Here is a 16,566-nt window from a genome sequence, read left to right on the forward strand (position 1 = left end):
CGACCGTGCCAGGTGATCGTGTGACCGCGACCGACACCGGGACCGCAGGCGTGCCGTCCGGGTGGGCGGGTGCGTGCGTGCGCGCGGGCATGTTCGCTCTGGCCGGCAGCGTGCTCGCGGCGATCGGGCATCACGCCGTCGCCGACGGCTCGGTGCCGTGGCGGCTGGTGACCGCCTTCGCCGTGGCGCAGTTCGCCGCCGTCTGGCCGCTGGCCCGCCGCCGCCTGTCCTTGCCCACGGTCGTCGTGTGCACCCTGGCGGCGCAGGGGGTGCTGCACGCCGGGCTGACCCAGGCGGGCGGCACTCACCACGCGGGGGCGGGACATGCCGGCCAGCCGGCGATGGAGCAGGGTGACGGGCACGCGTGGCATCACGCCTCGACGGCGATGACGGCCGCGCATGTGGTCGCCGCGCTGGCGGCGGGTTGGTTGCTGCACCGGGCCGACGCGGCCGTGGCGACGGCGTGCATCGCCGCCCGCACTGTGCGCCGGGTCATGGCCGCCGTCGCGACCTGGGCGAGACCGTGTCTCATGACCGGCGTATGTCTCGCACCGCCCGCTGTACGGCTGTCCGGCTGCTTCGAGCCCTCGGCCGCCTTACGGACACGAGCTCTTCAACACGCGCTGGTGCGCAGGGGACCACCGGGACACGCCAACGTCCCTCCGGCTATCCCTCCCCCGGGGCCGGCTTCGGCCGCCCGGCTTCATCAGCAAGGAGCATTCGCATGCCCACGCACCACCTCGCCGCTCGCGCATCCCGCCGTATCGCCGTCATCGGCGCGGCCGCGCTGACGGCCACCCTCGCCGCGACCGGGACGGCCGCCGCCCACGCCGAGGTCGAGGCCGACAAGGCGCAGGCCCTCGCCGAGAACGTCACGTTGAGCTTCGTCTCGGAGGCGGAGTCCGCTTCCGCCGGCTTCACCGAGCTGCGCGTCGTCCTGCCCAAGGGCATCGACCCCGCCGACGTAAAGCTCGAGGAGGCGCCCAAGGGCTGGAAGCTGAAGACCATCAGCGATGGTTACACCGTCGGCGGCCCTGAACTGAAGGCCGGCGTCGACGCCGAACACAAGATCAAGGTCCGGCAGCTCCCGGACGCCAAGGAGCTCGCCTTCAAGACCCTCGAGACCTACAGCGATGGCAAGGTCTCCCGCTGGATCGAGCTGCCGGACGGCGGCGAGGAACCCGGGCAGCCCGCCCCCGTGCTGAAGCTCAAGGCAGCGGCACCGGGCGCCACGCCGGTCAGCCCGAGCCCGACCGCGAGCCCGACGCCCAGCCCGTCGCAGTCGGAAACCGCGCCCACGTCACCGGCCGCGACCCCGCAGGCCGAGGAGAAAGCAGCCGAGGAGGACGACGGCTCGTCCACGGGCCTGATCATCGGCGGGATCATCGTGGCCCTGCTCGTCCTCGGCGGTGGCGGATGGTGGCTGGCACGCCGTCGCTCCGCCTCGTCGCAGGGCTGACGACCGAGTCCTGACTCGCCTGCGGGGCCCAATTACCCTGTCCCGCAGGCGGGTTCAGGCGCCCGCGGACATGGCGGCTCCGAGGCGCAGGTTCCACCGGCCCGCCCGGCCGGTGAGGTGCACCGCAGTCAGTGGCGGTATGTCGATCCGCCAGAAGGACGCATGCGGAGCGCCCAGTACGGACACCACCGCCGCGCGTGTCACCGCCTGCTCGACCACTGCCGTAACCGGTCCGGACTCGCCCTGCAGCGTGTCGAGCCAGGCGGTGACGCGCGTGCACACGTCGGCCACGGTTTCGCCGCCGTGCGGCGCCGCGCCCGGGTCGGTCATCCACGCGGCGAGCCCCGCCGGGTCGGAGGCGGCGACCTCATCGAGCGTGCGACCGTGCCAGGAGCCCACGCCGATGTCGCACAGGGCGGGTTCCACTGCGGCGTCCCACCCCAGGGCCTGGGCGGTCTGCCGGCATCGCTGTGACGGCGCGGTGTACCGGACGCCGGTCGCGGGCAGGGCCCCGGCCGCCGCGCGCGCCTGCTGTACGGCCCGCTCGTCCAGGGGGCCGTCGGCGAAGCGCGTCTCCCGCCCCGAGGGCACGGGGGCGCACAGCAGCATCAACCGGATGGTCACGAGGAATCCCTCCAGGGTTTGCCAGGGACCGGCACATGGTAGGTGGTGCAGGCCATATTGGCCGGATCACCGGTTGCCCGTACGCTCTGGAGCGACAAGGACGACGGCGTTGCGGAAGCCCGGTGCAAGTCCGGCACGGTCGCGCCACTGTGTTCCACGGCCCCTGACGAGGTGTCAGGGGCTTGGTGAGTCAGACCCGGTGCCGTCGTCGAGTGCTCCACACGATTGCGGGACGCGTGTTCCCGAGGAGGTCTCGCCATGGCGCAGTCCACTGCCGCCCCTGCCCCCGTTGCCCCGTCCGCCGCGACACCGCTGCCGCTCAGGGCCATCGCTCCCTGGGCCGTCTTCTTCGGCGTACTGATGCTGGTCCTGCTGTACTTCGTCGGCGCCGAGCAGGGCGCCACCGCGCTGTTCTCCGGCGAGGGCGTGCACGAGTGGGTGCACGACGGACGTCACCTGCTCGGCTTCCCCTGCCACTGAGAACTGGGGAACACGCCGATGGACTCCGTCACCATACGCACCCTTCTGGTGCGCGGCATGCTCGCCGGCCTCGGCGCCGGCGTGCTCGCCTTCGTCTTCGCCTACCTGGTGGGCGAGGGCCCTGTGGATGCGGCCATCGCCTTCGAGGAGGCCAACGCCCATCACGAGGGCGGGGAGGAACTGGTCAGCAGGTCCGTGCAGTCGACGGCCGGGCTCGCAACGGGCGTCCTCGTCTTCGGCGTCGCCATCGGCGGCATCGCGGCCCTCGCCTTCTGCTTCGCCCTGGGCCGCATCGGCCGGTTCGGCGCCCGGGCGACGGCGGCGCTGACGGCGCTCGCCGGATTCCTCACCGTCTACCTGGTTCCGATCCTCAAGTACCCGGCCAACCCGCCCGCTGTCGGCAACCCCGACACGCTCGACAAGCGCACCATCCTGTACTTCCTGATGATCGCGCTGAGCGTGTTGCTGGGGATCGCCGCGGTCCTGCTCGGCCGCCGCCTGGCTCCGGCGTGGGGCAACTGGAATGCCTCTATCGCCGCGGGGGTTGCCTTCGTCGCGTTGGTTGCTGTCGCGATGGTCTTCCTGCCGTCCGGGGAGAACGTTCCCCAGGGCTTCCCGGCCGGCGACCTCTGGGAGTTCCGGCTCGCTTCGATCGGCGTACAGGCCGTGCTGTGGGCGGCCTTCGGACTGCTCTTCGGCTTTCTGGCCGAGCGGGCCCTGACCCGAAAGGCGGTCACCGCACCCAGTGCCGGAGCGGGTGTGAGGGCAGTGTCCTAACAGGCCGAGGCACCTACGCCGGGTGGCCCCTGGGCAGTTTCCAGGGGCCACCCGGCGTTCGAGGGCGTCAGGGTCGCGCGGGGAGCTCTGCGGAACGACCGGCTGGGTCAGGGCGCGGTCGACCGGGTCGGCAGCTCCCGGATGGTCACGGTGTCCGACACCGTGACCTGGTCCACGTCGCTGGTGCGCACAGTGAGCTGCATGGTCCAGGTGCCTGCTATGGGCAGTTGCAGGCTGTCGGTCCACCAGTAGCCGCCCCGGTTGGCGAGTTTCGCGTCGAGCGGGCCGATCTTCTGGGCGCGCTGGGTGAAGGTGAGCCGTAGCTCGGGCACGGTGGAGACGCCGTTGTCGGAGGCGAACACCAGGGCCTGGACCGTGTTCTCGCCCACCTGCCCCGGGGTCAGGGTGATCTGGACCTTGCCCTTGTTGCTCGGTGTGCCGAGGTCGAACGGGATCGTGACCACGGCGGCCGGGGGCAGTTGGGAGGCGGCGGCCGCGGTGGCGGTCTCCACGGCGGCGCGGCTGGGCTGGGTTCCGGTGAGCAGGGTGGTGACTGCGAGTACGACCGCGCCGAGGAGGGCTTCGGCGGCGACCGAGCGGCGCAGGCCGCGCCGGTATCGGTCGGGCTCGGAGCCGGGCGAGGCGGTGCTGTCGGCGGAAGCGGGAGGGCAGGGTGCTCCGGCGCTGCCCGCGTCGCTGGGACCATCCATGTCGGAGGAAGCCCCGGCGCCCACCGTCTGGGCCACGCGCACGGGTTCTGGCGCCGCAACCGAGAAGGCTTCCCGCGTTGACCGTTGCTGCAGCAGCCGCGCGGTCCAGTCGCGGGAGAGTGTGGCCGCGACGAGCAGGAGGACCACGACGGCGACCTTGACGCTGAGAAGCTTACCGTACTCCGTGGAGGAGACGTTCTCCCACGAGCCGACCTGCCGCCAGGACTGATAGACGCCCGTGGCGACCAGGACGACGACCGAGGCGAACGCCAGCCGGGAGAAGCGGGCGACCGCCCCTGGCGGGATCAGTGCGTCGGCGGGCGCCCGGAACATGACGGCCACCAGCGCCACGAGGCCGCCCAGCCACACGGCCATGGCCAGCAGGTGCAGCACGGCGACGGGAATCGCCAGCGGGACCTGCAGCCCGGCGGACGCGTGCTCGGCTGCGGCCCAGGTGACCGCCAGCCCTACGGCGAGCACTACGCCGAGTACGCAGCCGCGGAGGCCGATGTGCGGCACGACGCCGCCCCGGCCTCCTCCCGTCGCTTCAGGTGCACGGCCGAACCGGTCCGCCGTCAGCTTCAGAAGGACGCCTGCCGCTGCGAGCAGCAGGAGCCGTGCCCCCAGGGCCAGGCCGCTCCGGCCCGTGAGGGTGCTGCTCAGCAGCGAAAGGTCGAACACCGCGGCCAGGCCGGCGCCGGTCTCGTAGGGACCGCGGAGCAGCAGCGAAGCGAGGGTGGATCCCAGCAGCGCCGCCCAGCCGGCTGCGAGCAGCCTGCGTACAGGCCGAAGGGACGCCCCGGCGGGCCAGCACACGAGGACGAACACGGCGATGCCGACGAGCAGGGCGAGGCCGCCGTAGGCAACGTAACGGAGGAAGCCGTAGAGCCTGCTCACCGCGGTGTCGCCGGGGGAATCGGAGGGCGCTACGGCGGAGGTGACGGAGGGTTTGCCGATCGAGAAGGTGAAGGCGCCGGAGATGGGATGGCTGTCAGCGGAGACCACGCGCCAGGCCACCGTGTAGGTGCCGGTGGACAGTTTGCCCCGCAGCTTGGCGCGGACTGTGTTCGACCTGCCGTCCAGGTGATCGGCCGGCTGGTTCACCCGCTGGTTCTGCGGGGAAAGGACGCGCACGGAGCCGTCGGAGAGGCTGACGGACTCGGTGAAGGTGAGCGTGACCTGGGTCGGGGCCGTCTTGACCACGGCGGCGTCCCCGGGGTCGGCATTGGTCAGGACGGCGTGCGCGGAGGCGGATCCGGCGCCGCCGAGGAGGAGGGCCAGCACGGCGCTGACCAGCAGGAGGGCGGTCAGCGGAGTCCTGGTCCGACGGGATGCCCCGGGCATGGAACAGCCTCCAGCTGGTGGGTCGTGCGTGTCGGTCGTAACGCGTACGGGCGGAGGGAAGGGGCTGCCGCTACGAGGGGCTCGGAGCCGCGCTCGGGCCTATGCCGCGCAGCTGCTGAACGGTCCCGCCGAGCTTGTCACGGAACTGCTCCAGCATCTCCGGCTCTTTCGCACTCACGATCCATCGTGAGCCGACCAGGTACTTGCCCCCGTAGATGGCGGCGGAGTCCAGCCAGGTCTGTTTGTACTTTTCCTCGGGGAAGGTGGTGATCAGGTAGTCGACCTTCTTCGTGTGGCAGAGGCCCTGGCGCAGTTCGTCCGCCTCGATACGGATCTTGGGCTTGCAGCCGGTCAGGTTGGCGATCACCTCGACCTTCGCCGGTGCCACGACTCCGGCAGCGGGGGCGGCGGACACCGACGCCGCCGCCTTGCTGCTGTTGGCTGCTTTGTCGTCCTCGCCGCTGCTGCACGCCGTGGCCAGGGGAAGAACGGCCAGGCTGGCGACCAGCGCGGCGGCGCGCAGCCTGCGGGCGGGGGACAACGTCCGGCTGTTGGACCGTCCATGCGGTTGTTGCTGGGGCACGTGGCCTCTCCAGGTGCGGGTTGTCCCTGCCCGCATGAGCGGGCAGGAGTACTCCGATGGGGTACGGATGAGGGGTGGGAACTGTTCACCAGGTGGGCCACCAAGGTCCGTGGGGCGGCAGGGCGCCGCCCCACGGACCCTCCACCCGTCAGGCCGGGGCGAGGGTGGGCTCGGGCTGGACGGTGTGCGCGTTGTGCTGGTCCGCCCAGTGCTGCAGGGCGCTCATGCAGGCGTGATCGAGATGCCGCAGCCCGGCGAGGTTCAGCTCGACGGGCCGGTTGGCGGGCAGCGCCTCCAGAGTGTCCAGGATCCGCGGCAGCCGCAGGAAGGTCGCGTGCCCCTGGATCCGTACCTGCACCGCCCCGTTGCCCCCCGGGTCGGTGACGTCGATGTGGACGTGCGAGGTCTCCCACGCCGTCTTCACCACTGCCAGCAGCAGGCCGATGAGGACGCCCTCGAACATGTTGGTGACCAGGATCGCTCCGGCGGTGACCACCAACACCACGGCCTCACCGCGGTGTTCGCGCCACAGCGGGCCCATCTCCTTGATAGGCAGCAACTTGAAGCCCGCGTGGATGAGCACACCGGCCAGCGCAGCGGTGGGGATCAGGCCGAGGACGGCGGGGAACAGCGCGGCGAACAGCAGCAGCCACACGCCGTGCAGGACGCGGGAGAGCTTCGTCTTGGCGCCCGCCTGGACATTGGCGGAGCTGCGGACGATCACCGCGGTCATCGGCAGCGCGCCGAGCACGCCGCACACCGTGTTGCCCGCGCCCTGGGCCATCAACTCCTTGTCGTAGTCGGTCTTCGGGCCGTCGTGCAGCCGGTCCACGGCCGCCGCGCTGAACAGCGACTCGGCCGAGGCGATGAGCGTGAACGCGATGACGGTGGACAGCGGTCCGATCTCGGTCAGCAGCCCGATCTCGGCGAGACCGGGCGGCTGGATGGCCTCCGTCAGGCCGCTGACCTGGACCCGGGCGATGGGCAGGTCGAAGGCGACGGTGGCCAGGGTTGCCGCGCCGACCGCGACGAGCGGGCCGGGCAGCAGCTGCGCCTTGGCCGGCAGCTTCTTCCACAGTGTCATCACCAGGATCGTTCCGGCTCCGATGGCGACGGCGGTCAGGGCCGGGCCCGAGCCGACGACATCGGCGGCGAGACCGGGCAGTCCGGCGATGTTCCCGGTGCCGCTGCCGGGCGCCTTGTCGTCGGCGAGTGCGTACATCTGTCCGGCGATCAGCACCAGGCCGATCCCGGCGAGCATGCCGTGCACCACGGAAAGGGAGATGGCGCGGAAGAGACGACCCATCCCCATGGCGCCGAGGGCGAGTTGGATCAGGCCGGAGGCGACGACGATGGCGCCGAGGGCGGGCAGTCCGTACTCGGTTACGGCGGTGAGGACGAGCACAGTCAGCCCGGCGGCGGGACCGCTGACCTGGAGGCTGCTGCCGGGCAACAGGCCGGTGACCAGGCCGCCGACGATGCCGGTGATCAGCCCGAGTTCGGCCGGGACGCCGGAGGCGACGGCGACGCCCACGCACAGCGGGACGGCGACGAGGAAGACGACCAGGGAGGAGGTGACGTCGGTGCGCAGGGCACGCTTGAGTGAGGAGAGCGATGAAGTCTGTGAGGGCATGGCGTTCTCTCGTGTGGGGGAAGGAACGTCGCGGGATGTGCGACCGGAACGGACGGGTGCGGGGCCGGTGTCGTCCGGTCGGTTCACAGGGGCTTGAAGGCGCGGCTGCCCGGTGCGCAGGCTAGGACCTCGCCGGTCTCGATGGTGTAGTACCAGGCGTGCAGGCGCAGCCGCCCGGAGGACAAGCGGCGGGCGATGCACGGGTAGCTGCGCAGGTGGTCGAGCTGGGTGAGGACGTGCCGCTGGGTCACCGCCGCGGGGTCCTCGCCCAGGCCCTGGGTCTGCCACGGCTCGTCGCTGTGGGCGCGGTGCCCGGCCCAGGACAGCCACCTACGCACCAGCGGCATGTGCTGCACGACCTGTTCTCGCATCAGGCCCTGGACGGCGCCGCAGTGCGAGTGTCCGCACACGACGATGTCGGAGATCTGCAGGGCCTGCACGGCGAATTCGAGGGTACCGGCGACACCGCAGGCGGCCTGTGCCCGGTAGCGGGGAACGATGTTGCCCGCGGTGCGCAGCTCGAAGATGTCCCCGGGCCGGGCACCGGTGAACATCGACGGGATCACGCGGGAGTCGGAGCAGGAGATGAACAGCGCCTGAGGCTGCTGCCCACGGGCCAGCCGGGCGAACTCCTCCTGTTGTTGGTCGGCGATTTTGGCGGGAAAGGTACGGGCGTGCTCGATGAGCGACTGCATGGTCGGCCTCGTGCTCTTCGTGGATCGGAAGGACTCTGGGGCGCGAAGAGGGCGTGCCGCGCGGGATCCGGGTACGGCGGCACCGGGCCATGGCGTGCGGCAGGTTGAGCCGCCGGATGCGCCAGGGTGGTGTGTACCGGGGTTTCAGACGGTGCGCGGCACGCTGCCGATCAGCAGCGGAAGGTCTGCAGGGTGCTGGGAGTGGGTGCCGTTCCGGCGGACGGATTCCAGGCGTCTCTCGCGGTACGCGCGTGAGTGGCGCCCGAGCCGACAGCAGAGGTGACCGCGGTGTCGACCGTGGTGTCGTGCACGGCAGACGGCTGCATGTCGGTCGTGGCAGCGCGGGGCGGCAGAGCGAGGGCGTCGGCCGCCAGATCGTGATGGTCGGACGGCGTACCCGCACGGTCGGCCTCGACAGCCGGACCGTGCGACTTGCGGGATTCGGACTCGATTGCGGGCGCCATCACGGAGACCGCATCCGCGGAAGCGGAGCTGTGGTGCGGGGTGCCGAAGTGCAGCAGGACAGCGGCGGCCAGCAGCACGACTGCCTCTGCCATACGCCGTATCACCGCTGGACTCCCCGTGTTGCGCTGCTGCTGACGCCGAAACGTTACCGGTCGATGGTCCGTGTGCATGCCGAACTCCCGGGTAGGAAAGGTGAAATGGCCAACACCCGCCCCCTCGTTGCACGAGCAATGACCAGGTTGCATTAGGCTTGCCCGATGTAGGGATCGGGTCAGGTAACCGTCGCGAGGGCACGCCAGTCAGCCGAAGATCGCCGCGAGGCGGCGCAGCGCGAGGGTGAGAGGTGTCCGAGCCCGGCGCCGGAGGCGAGCGGTCCGGTTCACGGCGGGCGACGGCGCCGACGAGGGCGGGGCGGCTTGATCGGCATTTTCGGTGATGCGGGGACCGGGTGAGGTTGTCGGCGGGATCTGCGTGCGGGCGATCTCGGCGCGTACGAGTGCGCCGACGGCGGCGTAGACGTCCATGGGCATGGCGAAGCTCCTGCGGTGCTGGCGAAAAGGGACGGACCGGCAAGCCGCAGCCACGCGTTCGTCCGCCCCGGCGGGGCAGTGCGCGGCTGCGGCCGATCCGCTCAGCAGCGCAGTACGAGCCGTTCGGGGGCCGTTCCTCCGGCCGGGGACGGCGCACCCTGGGGAAGCGCCGAGCCGGCCGACACACGCGGCTCACCGCCCAGAGGATCCCCGCTCACTGCAATCGGGTTGCCGTGGTCCGCGAGCTGGCGCGGCCCGTAGGAGGACGCCTCACAGGACTGCGAGGCATCGCCGTCCTGGTGTCCGGCGGCCCCCACCCCGGTGAGGACGGCAGCCGGTGCCATGCCGCACGCCTGCGCGGTGGCCTGGGTGACACTGCGGCGCAGACAGCCGTCGAGGTCGAGGCCCGACAGGTGCGTCGTGCCGGGGCTGAAGGTGGCGTGCAGGAGGGCCAGCAGGGCAAGCAGCACGACCGCACACAGGCCGCGGCGTGCCACGGGCCTGGCCGTGTCGGGGGTGTGTCGCATCCGGATCTCCTGACGCTATGTGTGCCCAGGAAACCGCGACACGACGGGCACGGCACTTCGAAAGCTGCGAACAGGGGCCGGATTCACCCGTTGCGGTGATCCTGTCCACGTGACGGGTGCGTCCCCACCACCTGCTCCAAGCCCGGTGCGGCGCACGGCACATGGCCACCTCGCGAGCGCACTCCCCGGTCCGTCCGGCCGTCAACACACCAGAACACTACGCACGTGATCGATTACGTTATGTGTTCATGAGGGCTCGGTCAGGAGGTCGCCGCAGCCGCCCCGTGAAACGCACCGGGGCGGTTCTCGTGGTGCTGCTGGCCGCCCTCGTGCACCTGCTGGCCTGCGCGCACGGCCCGGCTCCGGTGGGCGTCGGCCGAGCAGATTCCCTCCTCGTTGCCCAGGCGTCTTGCGGACAGTCGGCCGGGCCGGTCGGCGATCCGGCATCGCATCAGCGCGAGCCCCGCGACGGCGGTGCGGCGTGGTGCTGGGGCCACGACGAGCCCACGGCCCAGCCGCCGCGCGATGCCGCCTCGGCCGCCGCGGTGATGCCCACAGATCTGCCGCCGCAATACGTCGGCGCTCCGGCCGCTGCCCCGTGGGCGGCGCCGCCAACGGATCCGAGACCCGACGCGGAATCCGTCGGGCAGTCACGAGCCCGTCTGGGCGTGTGGCGGACCTGATCAGCAGCTGAGCCGCCCCCTGCCGCAGTGCGCAGTGCACGCCCGTGTGCCTGGGGTCGGCCGCCGATCAGTCCAGCCTCCCTCCACGACACAGCGGCCCACCTCGCTCACCCCGGTCGGCCGCGGGAGAAGCACGCCATGAAACACCTCAGCCCCCTTGCCGTCCCCGCCTCCCCGGCCCAACTGCTGGCCGATGCCAAACGCCCGATGCACACCCCCGCCGGCCTGGCCGGCGACACCCCCGTCCTGTGGATCGGGGAGCCCTTCACCGCCGCCGGACGCGGCTTCTGGGCCAAGCTCGAAGGCCACAACCCCGGCGGCATCAAGGACCGCTCCGCCCTGCACATGGTGCGCGCCGCCCGCGAACGCGGGCAGCTACTGCCCGGCGCCCGCATCGTCGAATCCACCTCCGGCACCCTCGGCCTCGGCCTGGCCCTGGCCGGTGCCACCTACGGCCACCCGGTCACCGTCGTCACCGACCCCGGCATGGAACCCCTGATGACCGGCCTGCTCACCGCATACGGCGCCGAGGTCGCACTGGTCGACACACCGCACCCGACCGGCGGCTGGCAGGAAGCCCGCAGGCAGCGCGTCGAGGAACTCCTCGCCGTGCATCCCGACGCCTGGTGCCCCGACCAGTACAACAACCCCGACAACGTCGCCGCCTACGCCCCGCTCGCCCACGAACTCATCGCCCAGCTCGGTCGGATCGACACCCTCGTCGTTGCCGTCGGCACTGGCGGCCACTCCGCCGGCATCGCCTCCGTCCTGCGCGGCTTCTTCCCCCGCCTGCGCGTCGTCGGCGTCGACACCACCGGCTCCACGATCTTCGGCCAGCCCGCCGCACCCCGCCTGATGCGCGGCCTGGGCAGCAGCATCTACCCCCGCAACGTCGCCTACGACCTCTTCGACGAGGTCCACTGGGTCGCCGCCCCGGAGGCGGTGTGGGCCGCCCGCCGCCTCGCCCGCGACCACTACGCCACCGGGGGCTGGAGCGTCGGCGCCGTCGGGCTGGTCGCCCGCTGGATGTCCCGCGTGCTCCCCGCCGAGGAGCGGATCGTCGCCGTCTTCCCCGACGGGCCTCAGCGGTACGTCGGCACCGTCTTCGACGACACCTACTGCCGCGCCAACGACCTCCTCGCCCACCTGCCCGCCGATGACCCGGACGAGATCGCCCACACCGGCGAACGGGTCGTCACCCGCTGGACGCGCTGCACCCGTGTCACCGATCCCCTTGCCACGGCCGGCGAGCAGCAGCTGGCGGGGGCCGTTCGATGACGCACCTGTGGCAGCAGACCCACTCCTTCCCCCCGGCCGTACGGCTGCTGATGGCCAACCAGTTCGCCATCAATCTCGCGTTCTACATGCTCATGCCCTACCTCGCCGCCCACTTGGCCGGCGGGCTCGGCCTCGCGGCCTGGGCGGTCGGGCTCGTGCTGGGCGTACGCAACTTCTCCCAGCAGGGCATGTTCCTCATCGGCGGCACCATCGCCGACCGCTTCGGCTACAAGGCCCCGATCATGGTGGGCTGCCTCCTGCGTACCGCCGGTTTCGGCCTGCTCGGCTGGGTCGACACCTTGCCCGCCCTGATCGCCGCCTCCGCGGCGACCGGCTTCGCGGGCGCCCTGTTCAACCCGGCCGTGCGCGCTTACCTCGCGGCTGAGGCGGGCGAGCGCCGCGTAGACGCCTTCGCCACCTTCAACGTCTACTACCAGGCCGGCATGCTGCTCGGCCCGCTGGTCGGACTCGCCCTGCTGGCCGCCGACTTCCGTCTCGTGTGCACGGCCGCAGCCGCCATCTTCGCCGCTCTGACCTTGATGCAGTGGCGGGCACTGCCCGCGCGCCGAGGTGGCGCCTCCCCCGCCGCTGCGGCTCCGGAGAGCGTGCTGGCCCAGTGGCGCACGGTCGTGAGCAACCGCTGCTTCCTGCTCTTCTCCTTTGCGATGATCGGCTCGTACGTCCTGACCTTCCAGGTCTACCTGGCTCTACCGCTGGCCGCGGCCGATGCTCTCAGGGGGAGCGCCACGGTGGTAACCAGTGGGCTCTTCGTCGTCTCGGCCGCAGTCGCCGTCGTGGGTCAACTGCGACTCACCGGCTGGGCGAAGCGGCAATGGACACCGAGTCAGGCACTGGTCCGGGGACTGATCGCGATGGGGCTCGCATTCCTGCCACTGGCACTCACACCGCCCGACGACTCCGTGACGGTGCTCGCCGCCCTGGTCACGGCGGTAGTGCTGCTCGCGGCCGGCAGTGCGGTGGTCTACCCGTTCGAGATGGACACTGTCGTCATGCTCTCCGGCGACCGACTGGTCGCTACGCACTACGGGTTCTACAACACCGTCTCGGGCCTTGGGATCACGCTCGGAAACCTTGGCACCGGAGCGCTATGGGACTTCGCCGACCAACACGATGCCCGCTGGCTGGCCTGGTGTGCCCTGACCGCTACTGGGCTCGCCTGCGCCGCATCGGTCGCGGCGCTCGCCCGCACCGGGCGACTCACGAGGAGGGATCCGCAGCTCGTACCTGCCTGATCTCCCAACCCTCTCTCCCGCCGAATCCGCTCGGCGGGAGAGAGGCAGGCCCAGATCCGCTGTGACACCGAACCAAGAGAGGCTGTGCCTGGTCTGAGAACTGGCTAACGGACCTGGACGAAAACAGGATTCGAGTAGAACCACAGATCGTCCCAGGGGCTTTCCTGCCCGTCAGCGAGCGGCTCGGCCTCGTCGGTGCTCGTTCCGCGCACGCGGGCGTAGAGGTCGCCTTCCACGTCGCGCAGAGTGTGCCGGATGACGTACTCCTTCCCCTGCTTGCGCCAGTCGCGCGGGCCGAAACGCGCCACCACCTTCGTGGTGGGGTTCGTGTCCGTGTCGAGGCTGGCGCTCGGGCCGGTGATCCGGCCGGTGATCAGGTCGACGCGCCGGACCTCCGGCCGGTCACCGTTGGCGTTCTTGCCCTCCAGCGGCCGGAACCTGATCTCGATGTCGACGTCGGTGCGGTTGCGGGCGCTGACGGTGAGCGTCTCCCCCATCGCAGCGTCCCGGCCCCGGCTGCTCGCCGTGAGGTCGAGGCTGGTGATCAGATCCCCGGTCCCGACCCAGACCCGCCCGTTGCGCAACCCGTCCATGATGTCGGCGTAGTCCTGCCTGGCCCGCACCCAGGTCTTGCTGTACTCGCCCGGCCAGAAGTCGGTACCGCCGCGCGTCCAGTGCACGTGCGAGTCCGAGGTCGCGGTGATCCACCAGCGCCGGCCCTCGCCGAGCAGCGCATCCCACAGACCGCCGACGCGAGCCGTCATCTGGTCGAAGCCGCCGTGAGTCGGGTAGCTGCCGTATCCCCCGCGCGCATCTCCGTTGAGCGGGCCCGCCTGGTGGCCGGGAGACCCCTCGAAGCCGACGTAGATCTCCGGTGCGACGTTGTTGCCGTTGCGGAACTCGCGGGGAGTGTCCTGCCCGTAGACGCCCAGGCCGGTCGCGGACCGTGAGGCGTGGTGGGCGATCACCAGCGGCTTGCGTGGCATGTCCCTCGCGGCCTTCAGGAACTCGATCATCTTGGCCTCGGTGTCACGGCCGGGATCGTTGGGGAAGGCGTCACGCTTGGCGAAGCGGCTCTCCAGCTCGAACAGCTGCTGGGCCTCGTCACGGTGGTGAGGGATCATCAGCGTGTGGTGGTCCAGCGAAGGGGCGTCGAACTCCATACCCCAGAACTGCAGGACCCCGGGTACGAGGACGCGTGAGCGCAGGAGGTCGGGGTAAGCCTGCTCCAGGTTGACCTTCGAGTGCGTCGGCCCGCCGTGGTCGGTGCACATCACCCAGCTGAGACCGAAGTGCTTGGCCATGATCGCATTGGTGACGATCGGGTAGACGGCGTCCGCGCCCTTGTGGAACGTCGGCGGATTCGTCGACGTGTCGAACTCGCCGCTGTACTCCGAGTGCACATGGTGATCGCCGGCGCGCCACACCCGCCCACGGGAGTCGGGCTTCCCGTGTCTGCCGTCGTCATCATCGTCGGCCGCTGCGGAGCCACCGCCCACCATCGGGCTCGCGGCCGCCAGCGTCGCCCCGACGCCGGCGTACTTGACCAACCGGCGCCGCGAGATCGCCGCGCGCTCGGGATCTTCGACGTTCTTGTCCTTCACCGTATAACCCTTCGTCCAACGCTCCTGGAACTGCCAACCGTTGACCCTTCAAGGGCGAGCCGAACACGGCATGAACAGCGTGCGGGGTGACGGGGAACAACGACCTCCAGCACGCCGGAAAACGGCGCTGCACAGCCCCTCCCGAGGGCCGCCACCAACACCTTGGAATCGAACAGCACTTGCGCGACGAGCGGACGGTTCGTCGTCTCGGCCGCGGTCACCGTCGTGGGACAGCTGCGACTCACCGGCTGGGCGGAGCACAGGTGGAGCCTGCACAGACGCTGGTGTGCCCTGACCGCTGCCGAGCTCACGTGTAAGGCATGCGCCGGCCGCGCCCGCGCACAGCGGACGACTGGCCCTACGGGAGGAACTGCGGCTCGCCCCCGCCTGACGCACTGTGGGTGACCAGTACCGTGACGGCCCCCACCGCCGATCCCTCGCCACGTACGCCCGGCTACGTGAGGCGATCGACGAGGCCGGCTACGAACTCACCGGGCGACTGTGATCCCTCTCCCCCTCCGCCACTCCGGAAGGGCGGCAGATCAGCCGTCTACTATGGCCTTGCGTATTCGCTTGCGCATCCGGCGGCGAAAGGGAGTCAGGGCCATGCGGCGGCTGGGGGATCTCGAAGCGGAGATCATGGATCGTCTCTGGACGTGGAACCGTCCGGCGACAGTGCGCGAGGTCGTCGACGACATCAACAAAACCCGCCCCATCGCCTATACGACGGTGATGACCGTCACCAACATCCTTTACACCAAGGGCTGGCTGCTGCGCGGCAAGCAGGGCCGCGCCTGGCTGTACTCCCCGGTGCGCAGCCGTGAGGCGTACGCCGCCGCGCTCATGGAGGACGGCCTGGGAGAGAGCAACGACCGCCCGGCCGCACTGGTGCACTTCGTCGAGAACATGTCCGAGGAAGAGGTGGCCGCCCTACGCCAGGCCCTGCAGACCGTGGGACGACAGGCGAAGGCGTGAACGCGGCCCCGCTATTGGTCGGTTACACGGCGGCGGTGGGTTTCGTCGTTCCACACCTGGTCCTCCGCGCCCGCTGGCCGCACCGGGCGCCCGCCCTGGCCGCCGCGGTCTGGCACGCCCTGACGATCTCCTTCTCGATCGGTGCCGCGCTGACCGCGTACCACCTGGCCATGCCGACCGAGCACCTGCACGCCGGCCTGCTGGGTCTGCTGCATTCCTGCGGACTGGACATCAGCGCGGGCGGTCCCGATCCCGGTACCGCGCACCGGCTCGCCGTCGCGCTGCCAGCCGCGATCGGAATCGCCCTGGCCTCGGCGTTCTCCTTCCACTCCGTACAAGCCCGTCGCGCGCGGAGACGGCACCGGGAGGCGGTGGACCTGGTGGGCCGCCGCTCCCCCCGGCTGAGCGCCACCGTCCTGCCGTACGACGTCCCCGCCGCCTACTGCCTCCCCGGCCGGCACCCGCGGGTCGTGGTCAGCGACGCGGCCGTACGCGAACTGACGCCCGAGCAGCTCGCCGCCGTACTGGAGCACGAGCAGGCCCACATCGTGGGCCGCCATCATCTGGCGCTGGCCGCCGTGGAGGCGTTCCACTCGGTGTTCCGCCGGCTCCCGCTCGCCCGCCACGCCCGAGAGCAGACGGCGCTGCTGCTGGAGATGATCGCGGACGACCGTGCGCTGCGCGGGCACTCCGACGAGGCGCTGGCGACCGCCATGTACGAGATGGCGGCGGCCCGCACGCCCAAGGGCGCGTTCGCGGCAGGCGGGCACACGGTTCTCATCCGCCTGAAGCGGGTCCTCGGACCACGCAAGGCTCCTCACCCCGCCTTCTGGGGGTCCGTGGCCGCCGCGGCGGTGGTCGTTCCGCTGCTGCCGCTGCTCGTCGCCTGTCCGCCCGTTCTCGGCTGACCGGTTTTGCGTGAGATTCCTGTGACTCGGACTCACTT

The 16,566-nt window shown here is 71.0% G+C and carries 17 protein-coding genes and 1 riboswitch; of the genes, 8 read left to right on the top strand and 9 right to left on the bottom strand.

Going from position 1 to position 16,566, the window contains the following annotated elements:
• The first annotated feature begins 20 nt into the window (after window positions 1–20).
• Both ABZ386_RS38230 and ABZ386_RS38235 read left to right on the top strand, forming a co-directional pair.
• Complete coding sequence (locus ABZ386_RS38230; RefSeq protein WP_356505846.1) at window positions 21–791, top strand: hypothetical protein; 771 nt, start codon at window positions 21–23, stop codon at window positions 789–791.
• Window positions 725–1,459, top strand: a complete 735-nt coding sequence (locus ABZ386_RS38235) for a DUF1775 domain-containing protein (RefSeq protein WP_355726185.1) — start codon at window positions 725–727, stop codon at window positions 1,457–1,459. The genes ABZ386_RS38230 and ABZ386_RS38235 overlap by 67 nt, the downstream gene beginning before the upstream one ends.
• 54 nt (window positions 1,460–1,513) lie before the next feature.
• On the opposite strand, the gene ABZ386_RS38240 is transcribed toward ABZ386_RS38235, so the two are convergent.
• Entirely contained in the window at window positions 1,514–2,083 is a 570-nt protein-coding gene (locus tag ABZ386_RS38240; protein ID WP_355726182.1) for a histidine phosphatase family protein, read from the bottom strand.
• Window positions 2,084–2,135: 52 nt separating this feature from the next.
• Window positions 2,136–2,300: riboswitch (cobalamin riboswitch) on the top strand.
• Between the two features lie 41 nt (window positions 2,301–2,341).
• Here ABZ386_RS38240 and ABZ386_RS38245 point away from each other — a divergent pair.
• Both ABZ386_RS38245 and ABZ386_RS38250 read left to right on the top strand, forming a co-directional pair.
• Window positions 2,342–2,563: a CbtB-domain containing protein gene (locus ABZ386_RS38245; RefSeq protein ID WP_355726179.1), complete on the top strand. Its 222-nt coding sequence runs from the start codon at window positions 2,342–2,344 to the stop codon at window positions 2,561–2,563.
• An 18-nt stretch (window positions 2,564–2,581) separates the two neighbouring features.
• Window positions 2,582–3,340 (top strand): CbtA family protein, encoded by a 759-nt coding sequence (locus ABZ386_RS38250; protein ID WP_355726176.1) that lies wholly within the window; start codon window positions 2,582–2,584, stop codon window positions 3,338–3,340.
• A gap of 107 nt (window positions 3,341–3,447) precedes the next feature.
• Here ABZ386_RS38250 and ABZ386_RS38255 read toward each other — a convergent pair whose 3' ends face one another.
• The 7 genes from ABZ386_RS38255 to ABZ386_RS38285 form a co-directional block, all read right to left on the bottom strand.
• Window positions 3,448–5,394, bottom strand: coding sequence for a copper resistance protein CopC (locus ABZ386_RS38255; protein WP_355726173.1), 1,947 nt, complete (start codon window positions 5,392–5,394; stop codon window positions 3,448–3,450).
• Window positions 5,395–5,464: 70 nt separating this feature from the next.
• On the bottom strand, window positions 5,465–5,977 hold the full coding sequence (locus ABZ386_RS38260; protein WP_356505849.1) for a hypothetical protein: 513 nt from the start codon (window positions 5,975–5,977) through the stop codon (window positions 5,465–5,467).
• Between the two features lie 148 nt (window positions 5,978–6,125).
• Window positions 6,126–7,610 carry a SulP family inorganic anion transporter gene (locus ABZ386_RS38265; protein ID WP_355722043.1) on the bottom strand — a complete coding sequence of 495 codons (1,485 nt, stop codon included), beginning with the start codon at window positions 7,608–7,610 and terminating at the stop codon, window positions 6,126–6,128.
• A gap of 83 nt (window positions 7,611–7,693) precedes the next feature.
• Entirely contained in the window at window positions 7,694–8,305 is a 612-nt protein-coding gene (locus ABZ386_RS38270; protein WP_355722040.1) for a carbonic anhydrase, read from the bottom strand.
• Window positions 8,306–8,475: 170 nt separating this feature from the next.
• Window positions 8,476–8,862, bottom strand: a complete 387-nt coding sequence (locus tag ABZ386_RS38275; protein ID WP_355722037.1) for a hypothetical protein — start codon at window positions 8,860–8,862, stop codon at window positions 8,476–8,478.
• 207 nt (window positions 8,863–9,069) lie between these two features.
• On the bottom strand, window positions 9,070–9,300 hold the full coding sequence (locus ABZ386_RS38280; RefSeq protein WP_355722034.1) for a hypothetical protein: 231 nt from the start codon (window positions 9,298–9,300) through the stop codon (window positions 9,070–9,072).
• Between the two features lie 101 nt (window positions 9,301–9,401).
• A complete protein-coding gene (locus tag ABZ386_RS38285; protein WP_355722031.1) occupies window positions 9,402–9,827 on the bottom strand; it encodes a hypothetical protein in 426 nt (141 codons plus the stop codon).
• 821 nt (window positions 9,828–10,648) lie between these two features.
• Between ABZ386_RS38285 and ABZ386_RS38290 the strand changes: the two genes are divergently transcribed.
• Window positions 10,649–11,788, top strand: a complete 1,140-nt coding sequence (locus ABZ386_RS38290; RefSeq protein ID WP_355720280.1) for a PLP-dependent cysteine synthase family protein — start codon at window positions 10,649–10,651, stop codon at window positions 11,786–11,788.
• The gene (locus tag ABZ386_RS38295; protein ID WP_355720277.1) at window positions 11,785–13,041 is read left to right on the top strand and encodes an MFS transporter; all 1,257 of its coding nucleotides are present in this window, start codon (window positions 11,785–11,787) and stop codon (window positions 13,039–13,041) included. Before ABZ386_RS38290 ends, ABZ386_RS38295 begins: the two co-directional genes overlap by 4 nt.
• Window positions 13,042–13,145: 104 nt before the next feature.
• Here the strand turns inward: ABZ386_RS38295 and ABZ386_RS38300 are convergent, their stop codons facing one another.
• Window positions 13,146–14,645 carry a phosphoesterase gene (locus tag ABZ386_RS38300; protein WP_355720274.1) on the bottom strand — a complete coding sequence of 500 codons (1,500 nt, stop codon included), beginning with the start codon at window positions 14,643–14,645 and terminating at the stop codon, window positions 13,146–13,148.
• A 606-nt stretch (window positions 14,646–15,251) separates the two neighbouring features.
• Between ABZ386_RS38300 and ABZ386_RS38305 the strand changes: the two genes are divergently transcribed.
• Together ABZ386_RS38305 and ABZ386_RS38310 are read left to right on the top strand one after the other, a co-directional pair.
• Window positions 15,252–15,620 (top strand): BlaI/MecI/CopY family transcriptional regulator, encoded by a 369-nt coding sequence (locus tag ABZ386_RS38305; protein WP_355720271.1) that lies wholly within the window; start codon window positions 15,252–15,254, stop codon window positions 15,618–15,620.
• On the top strand, window positions 15,617–16,528 hold the full coding sequence (locus tag ABZ386_RS38310) for a M56 family metallopeptidase (protein WP_355720268.1): 912 nt from the start codon (window positions 15,617–15,619) through the stop codon (window positions 16,526–16,528). The genes ABZ386_RS38305 and ABZ386_RS38310 overlap by 4 nt, the downstream gene beginning before the upstream one ends.
• Window positions 16,529–16,566: the final 38 nt, after the last annotated feature.

This window comes from Streptomyces sp. NPDC006140 (assembly GCF_040628815.1).
In the GTDB taxonomy this organism is placed as follows: Bacteria; Actinomycetota; Actinomycetes; order Streptomycetales; family Streptomycetaceae; genus Streptomyces.